The 6,918-nt window shown below is 71.4% G+C and carries 5 protein-coding genes and 1 pseudogene; 3 read left to right on the forward strand and 3 right to left on the reverse strand.

All coding sequences use genetic code 11. The annotated features are described in order from the left end of the window. Window positions 1–1,124, reverse strand: a 1,124-nt coding sequence (locus tag EIO58_RS10300) for an AAA family ATPase (protein WP_164861628.1), incomplete at its 3' end; no start/stop codon positions are given. A 185-nt stretch (window positions 1,125–1,309) separates the two neighbouring features. Here EIO58_RS10300 and helR point away from each other — a divergent pair. From helR to EIO58_RS10315, 3 genes are all read left to right on the forward strand, one after another. Next, window positions 1,310–3,481: an RNA polymerase recycling motor ATPase HelR gene (helR, locus tag EIO58_RS10305; protein ID WP_127819465.1), complete on the forward strand. Its 2,172-nt coding sequence runs from the start codon at window positions 1,310–1,312 to the stop codon at window positions 3,479–3,481. A 122-nt stretch (window positions 3,482–3,603) separates the two neighbouring features. Next, window positions 3,604–4,485 carry a manganese catalase family protein gene (locus tag EIO58_RS10310; protein WP_127819466.1) on the forward strand — a complete coding sequence of 294 codons (882 nt, stop codon included), beginning with the start codon at window positions 3,604–3,606 and terminating at the stop codon, window positions 4,483–4,485. A gap of 73 nt (window positions 4,486–4,558) precedes the next feature. Then, entirely contained in the window at window positions 4,559–4,888 is a 330-nt protein-coding gene (locus tag EIO58_RS10315) for a hypothetical protein (RefSeq protein WP_127819467.1), read from the forward strand. A gap of 17 nt (window positions 4,889–4,905) precedes the next feature. On the opposite strand, the gene EIO58_RS10320 is transcribed toward EIO58_RS10315, so the two are convergent. Both EIO58_RS10320 and EIO58_RS18795 read right to left on the reverse strand, forming a co-directional pair. After that, complete coding sequence (locus EIO58_RS10320; RefSeq protein WP_127819468.1) at window positions 4,906–6,672, reverse strand: ABC transporter ATP-binding protein; 1,767 nt, start codon at window positions 6,670–6,672, stop codon at window positions 4,906–4,908. Then, a pseudogene (locus EIO58_RS18795) lies at window positions 6,665–6,918 on the reverse strand (hypothetical protein); the annotation flags it as partial. The gene EIO58_RS10320 and the pseudogene EIO58_RS18795, both read right to left, overlap by 8 nt.

Below are 6,918 nucleotides of genomic sequence, written 5' to 3' on the forward strand. Positions count from 1 at the left end.
CCCGCCTGGAGCAGGTGCTCGACCGCCACCGCCGGAGCGCCGTGCTCCTCGTGCCACGCCGCCGCCCGGCGGTGCAGCGCGGCGACCGCGCCCGCGCCCTCGGCTCGCTCCAGATCGGTCAGCAGGAACTCGCGGAAAAGAGCGTGGTAGCGGAAGAGCCCGCGGGTGCGGTCCATCGGGATGAGGAAGAGGCTCGCCCCCTCCACCGTGTGCAGGCGCCGGCGGGCGTCCTCGATGCCCAGCACGGCATTGCACGATGCCGGCGACATGGCCTCGAGCACCGCGCTTCGCCGAAGGAACTCCTGCATGTCGTCAGGAAGCCGCTCGACGCATTCCCGATAGAGATAGTCCGCAAGATACCGGTCGTCGCCGGTGACGGATGCCGCGTCCCCGCCCGCTCGCGCGACCAGCGCACACAGGAACAGACCGGTGGGCCATCCCTCGCACTTGGCGACGATCCGCTCGAGTTCGGCGTCGGTCACGTCTTCTGCTCCGGCGCGGTCGAAGATCGTGCGGGCTCCCACGTGGTCGATCGACAGATCGCCCACACCGACCTCCCATACCTCGCCGGCGGCCCGCAGCCGCGCGATGAGCGGTGCCTCGCTGCGGGTCGCGACCACGATCTGGCAGCCGCGGGGGAGCCGTGCGAGCAGCACCTCGAGGACGTCCTGGCAGTCGGCCGACGACGCACGGTGCAGGTCGTCGATGAACAGCACGAAGTCCGCGGGCGCGGCTGCAAGCGCTGCGGCCAGGAGAGGCGCCGAGCGGCCGAGGGCCGACGCGCCGATGCCGCGCATATCGGCGACGACGGAGGCCGCAGCCGGCGACAAGGTCGAGCTCGCTGTCGCGATCGCCGAGAGCAGGGACGCCGGATCGTCGTCAGTCCGGTCGAGCGAGACCCAGGCCACGCTCCGCGACTCGTCGGCCGCCCATTCGGCGAGCATGGTGGACTTGCCGTACCCGGCGGGGGCGGTGACCGAGACGACTCGCGCGCCGCTCGCGCGTGCACCCTCGATGAGACGATGCCGGCTGACAGCGCCATCCTGTGGAGACGGGATGTGGGTCTTGCTGTCCAGCAGCACCGTCTGCAGATCCGGTCCCCCCAGGACCGATTCGCGGGGCACGTGGGCATCCTAGCGCTCGCGGGTGTCGCGCGGGGGTGCTTCGGGAGCCGGCTCGGGCGGGCCGAATCCTCCCGCCATGACCAGGATAACGGCGGGAGGGGGCCTTGCGGCAAGGCCCCCTCGACGGCGCATACTTGTCGGTCGCGACGCGCCGCACGTCGCGACCGAGGTCAGGAGCAGATGCCGTGAATCCCGTAGAGACCAGTCCCTTCCGCCTGCCCGAACGCCTTGCCGACAAGTCCGATCCCGCTCTCATCGCCGACGACGAGCGCCACTTCGCCGCGATCGCGGACGCTCTCGAGCGTTCCATCGCCGCGCTCACCGGACGCCTCGACGAGGTTCGACGACAGGCAGGAGGCCGTGGACAGGCGGCGCTCGACCGCGACCTCGAGGTGCACCGGCTGTCGGCCCGTCTGCGGGCGCTGCGCCGCTTCTCGCTCGACGCGTGCTTGGGTCGCATGGTGCCGGCCGACGGCTCGGCGCCGGTCTACATCGGGCGTTTCGGGCTGACTTCCGAGCCCGGTGGCGGACCCGATGCGGATGCCGGCGGCCACCGCCTCCTCATCGACTGGCGGACGCCGGCTGCCGAGCCGTTCTTCGCCGCGACGCACGCGAATCCCATGGGGCTCGCAAGCCGGCGGCGATACCGCTGGTCCGGCGGTCGCGTGACCGACTACTGGGACGAAGCGTTCACGCCCGAGGGGCTCGAGCGGGGCGCGGCGCTGGACGACCAATCGGCGTTCATCGCGAGCCTCGGCGCGAGCAGGTCTCCGCGCATGCGCGACGTGCTGGGCACGATCCAGGCCGACCAGGACGCCATCATCCGCGCGCGCTCCCGCGGCGCCCTCGTCGTCGACGGCGGCCCGGGCACGGGCAAGACGGTGGTGGCGCTGCATCGCGCGGCGTATCTGGTCTACTCCGATCCCCGGCTCGGCTCCGGCCGCGGCGGCGTCCTGTTCGTGGGGCCGAGTCCCGCGTATCTCTCCTACGTCGAGGACGTGCTGCCGAGTCTCGGCGAAGAGTCCGTGCAGACCTGCACCCTGCGCGACCTCGTGGCCGAGGGCGCCGCCGCCCGGCGCGAGCTCGACCCCGAGATCGCGCGGTTGAAGGCCGATCGGCGCATGGTGGACGCGATCGAGCCGGCCGTCGCGCTCTACGAGGAGCCGCCCGCCGAGGGGCTCCTCGTCGAGACGCCATGGGCCGAGTTGTGGCTGAGCCCCGAGGACTGGGCCGAGGCCTTCGCGTCTGCTGAGCCCGGAACCCCGCACAACGAGGCGCGCGACCAGGTGTGGGAGACGGTGCTCGACATCCTCGCCGACCAGGTCGACCCCGACGACGTGCCGCCGCACCAGCTGCGCCGCGCGCTCAGTCGCCACGACGCGCTCGCGCGCACGTTCGCGAGGGCGTGGCCGCTGGTCGAGGCATCCGTTCTCGTGTCCGACCTCTGGTCGGTGCCCGCGTATCTGCGCCGCTGCGCGCCGTGGCTCACCGCCGATGAGGCGCAGTCACTGCACCGACAGGACGCCTCTGCCTGGACCGTGTCGGACCTGCCGCTGCTGGACGCGGCACGCACCCGCCTCGGCGACCCCGAGGCCTCGCGACGCCGCGTGCGACGCGAGGCGAAGCTCGCCGCCGAGCGTGCCTACATGGCGCAGGTCGTGGAGCGCCTCAAGGAGGCGGGCGACGAGATGATGCAATGGCTCGACGGCGAAGACCTGCGCAACAGCCTTGTGGACGAGTCCGTGGTCCCGGCGCTCGATTCCGACCTGCTCGCCGGTCCCTTCGCGCACATCGTGGTCGACGAGGCGCAGGAGCTCACTGACGCGGAGTGGCGGATGCTGCTGTCGCGGTGCCCGTCGCGCAGCTTCACGATCGTCGGCGATCGGGCTCAGGCGCGGCACGGGTTCCGCGAGTCGTGGCAGGAGCGGCTCGAGCGCATCGGGCTCACGGACGTGTCGATCGCGTCGCTGACCATCAACTACCGGACGCCCAGCGAGGTGATGGCCGAGGCGGAGCCGGTGATCCGCGCCGCGATCCCCGACGCGAACGTCCCGAGGTCGATCCGTTCGAACGGCGTCCCGGTGCGTCGGGCCGCGGTCTCGGACCGCGACGACGTCCTCGACGAGTGGCTCTCCGCGCACCTCGAAGGCACCGCGGCCGTCATCGGCGACCCGACGTTCGAGCCGCGCGACCGCGTTCGCTCGCTCACGCCGGAGATGGCGAAGGGGCTCGAATTCGACCTCGTCGTGCTCGTCGAACCCGATCTCTTCGGCGAGGGCATCGAGGGTGCGGTCGATCGGTACGTCGCGATGACCCGCGCGACCGAGCGCCTCGTCATCCTGCGCGCCACGCGCTGAGGCTCCTCGGCGGCCGGGTCGCATTGTGACGCCCGCACGGAGTGATTGCAACCCCCGTGCCCCCTCCGCCCGCGGCGACTTGGGTAAGGCGGACGGGGGAGATCCGAAACGAGGAGAACACCATGTACTTCCACCGCCAGGAGCTCCAGCACAAGGCCACTCCCGATGCACCCGATGCGGTGTACGCGCGCAAGCTCCAGGAAGTGCTGGGGGGTCAGTACGGCGAGATCACTGTCGCGTTGCAGTACCAGTTCCAAGCCTGGAACATGCACATACCGGGGAAGTACCGCGACCTCGTGTTCGGCATCGGGGCCGAGGAGATGGGCCACGTCGAGATGCTCGCGGTCATGATCGCGCAGCTGCTTGAGAAGTCCCCGCTGGGCGTGACGGAGGATGCCGTCCAGGACGACCCGACGGTCGCCGCCATCGTCGGAGGCACCGACGTGCAGCAGGCGATCGTCGCGGGCGCGGGCGCGCGGCCGGTCGACAGCAACGGCAATCCTTGGATGGGGTCCTACCTCACCGCGAGCGGCAACCTGTTGGCCGACTTCCACGCCAATGCCAACGCCGAGATGCAGGGCCGGGTACAGGTGGCGAGGCTCTATCACATGACCCAGGACCACGGCGTCCGGGATCTGCTGGCCTTCCTGCTCGCACGCGACACGATGCATCAGAACCAGTGGCTGGCCGCCGCGGCTGAGGTGAGGGAGGAGGGCATCGAGGAGCTTCCCGTGCCGAGCAACTTCCCGCTCTCGAAGGAAGAGCGCGACGTGGCCTACCAGTACATCAACTTCTCGGACGGCGCTGCGGCGGCGGAGGGCTCGTGGGCGAGCGGACCGACGCCTGACGGTCATGGCGAGTTCTCGTACGTCGCCGAGCCGCAGCCCGGGGTCCCCATGCCCCCGCCGACCCATCCGGACGCACGGTTCTACGGGACCACCGAGCTGCCCAACCTCCTCGAGAAGGCTGCGGGCGGCGCCCAGGACGCGATGAAGAAGGAGTGACCGTGCGTAGCCGCTTCGCGGCGCTGCTGCAACCCCGTGTGCCACTCGGAAGCCGAGAGGTAGGACTGATGGTGTGAAGAGGATCATCTACGCGGGCAGCGAGTTTCTGACGGGGGACGAGATCGCCATCGCGCTGCTGCGCTACAGCGCGGCGCTGGCGGAGGTCGGAGAAGCCGAGACCGTGACGATTCCCGCACTCGAGGACGACGGCTCGATCGGATCCGTCGTCCTGCTGGTCGGCCCGGCGAGCCAGATCGTGGCGAAGCCGGCCGGAAGCGGCGCGACAGAGCTCATCGACGTCGGCGTCCTGGCCGAGCTGGAGGCGCGAACGCGCCGCCTGCGGCCGGTCGCCGTCGTCGACCCCGAACCGCCGGCGGAGATGGACTTCGACCGGGGCGTCTGACCGCCGACCGGCAGCGCTCAGCTGGGCGGGTCCTCGGCCGACTCCGCCTGCCACGACCGCCACAGCGCCGCGTACTCGCCGCCCATCGCCACCAGCTCGTCGTGCGAGCCCGATTCGACGATGCGGCCCTCGCGCATGACGATGACGCGGTCGGCGTCGCGCGCCGTGTGCAGGCGGTGGGCGATGGCGATGACGGTGCGGCCCTCGAGCACGCGGTCCAGAGACTGCTCGAGGCCGCGCGCAGCGCGCGGGTCGAGCAGCGAGGTCGCCTCGTCCAGCACGAGAGTGTGGGGGTCGAGCAGCACGAGCCGTGCGAGAGCGACCTGCTGGGCCTGGGCCGGCGTCAGGACGACCCCACCCGAGCCCACGACGGTCTCGAGCCCGTGCGGCATCGCCCGCACCCAGCGCAGCGCACCGACGGCCTGCAGCGCCTCTTCGAGCTCGCCGTCGCGGGCGTCGGGCGCGGCCAGGCGCAGGTTGTCGGCGAGGGTGCCGACGAACACGTGGTGCTCCTGCGTGACGAGCGCGACGTGCTGCCGCAGCACGTCCAGCGGGATCCGCATGACGTCGGCGCCTCCCACCGTCACCTCGCCGCCAGTCGGCCCGGTGATGCCGGTGAGCATCCGGGCGAGGGTCGACTTGCCCGATCCCGAGGGACCGACGATGGCGACGCGTTCGCCCACCCGCGGGACGAGGTCGACATCGCGCAGCACCTCGACGCCTGCGCGATACGAGAAGCGGATGCCGCGCGCCTCCACCTGCTCGCCCTCCGGAGTCTGATCGGCGCGCGGCCGGTCGGTCGGCACCTCGGCGACGCCGACGATCCGTGCGAGTGCGGTCGTGCCGACCTGGAGCCGATCCATCCAGTTCACCAGCTCTTCGACCGGGCCGGTGAGCTGCATGGCGTACAGCGCGATCGTCGTGACGTCGCCCGCGGTCGCAAGCCCCTGCCCCATGAGGAATGCGCCCCACAGCAGCACGGCGATCACCGGAACGAGGAACCCGAGGGTCGTGAGCGGATACCAGACGCTCCGCAGGCCGAGGGTGTAGCGCTCGGCCTGGTTGCGGGCGGCGAGCGCGCGGTCGATCTTGAGCCGCTGCACCGGTGCGAGGGCGAGCGCGTCAATGGTCCGCGCGCCCTCCACGGTCTCGTTGATGACCCCGACCAGCCGCCCGTAGGTCGCGAGCTGGCGCCGGTATCCCGGCCCCGAGCGCCTGAGGTACCACCGGCTGCTGAGCGCGATCAGCGGCACTCCGGCGAGGATCGCGAGCGCCACCAGCGGGTTGATGATGAACGCGGCGCCGAGCGTGAGGATCACGGTCATGCCGGTCACGAGGATGCGCGGCACCCCGAAGCGGACCGTCTGGGCCACGGCGTCGACGTCGCTCGTGGTGCGCGAGAGCAGGTCGCCGGTGCCCGCGCGCTCGACGACCGACAGAGGCAGCGAGGTGACGGTCGCGAGGAAGTCCTCGCGCAGTTTCGCGAACACCGACTCACCGAGCCGCAGCGACCACAGCTGGGCGAACCGCGTCACGAGGGCCTGCAGCACGACGGCCCCCGCGAGCAGCAGGAACATGATGTCGATCGTCGCCATGCCGGCCGTGCCGCTCGACAGTTCGTCGATCATCCGCCCGATCACCCACGGGCCGACCAGGCCCGCGAGCGCGGCGAACGCGTGCAGCGTGATGACGAGGAGCAGCGCGCCGCGATGCCGTCGCACGAGAGCGCGCGCGACCTCGCGGATCCTCTCGCCTCCCGCGATGGGAAGAGCGGTGTCACTCATCGACCGCCTCCTCCCCTACGGTGCGGATCGCGCCGGTCTCGGTCGCGCGCGTCCACAGCGTCTGGATCGAGCCGGTCCACGCGGCCTCGAGCTGCTCAGCCGCCACGGGCTCGGCGTCGTTCGTGGACCGCGCGACGACGTGCCGGTACCGCGCGCCGAGCCCGTCGTCGCGGCGCATCAGCTCGGCGTGCGTGCCCGACCCGACGACGCGCCCGCCGCGCATGACGTGGATGACGTCCATGCGGT

The sequence above is a fragment of the Microbacterium sp. CPCC 204701 genome (assembly GCF_004010105.1).
Taxonomy (GTDB): Bacteria; Actinomycetota; Actinomycetes; order Actinomycetales; family Microbacteriaceae; genus Microbacterium.

Excerpts from the sequence above, each read along its gene's own strand:
- EIO58_RS10310 (WP_127819466.1), top strand. The coding sequence starts at position 3,604 with ATGTACTTCCACCGCCAGGAGCTCCAGCACAAGGCCACTCCCGATGCA.
- EIO58_RS10320 (WP_127819468.1), bottom strand. The coding sequence starts at position 6,672 with ATGAGTGACACCGCTCTTCCCATCGCGGGAGGCGAGAGGATCCGCGAG.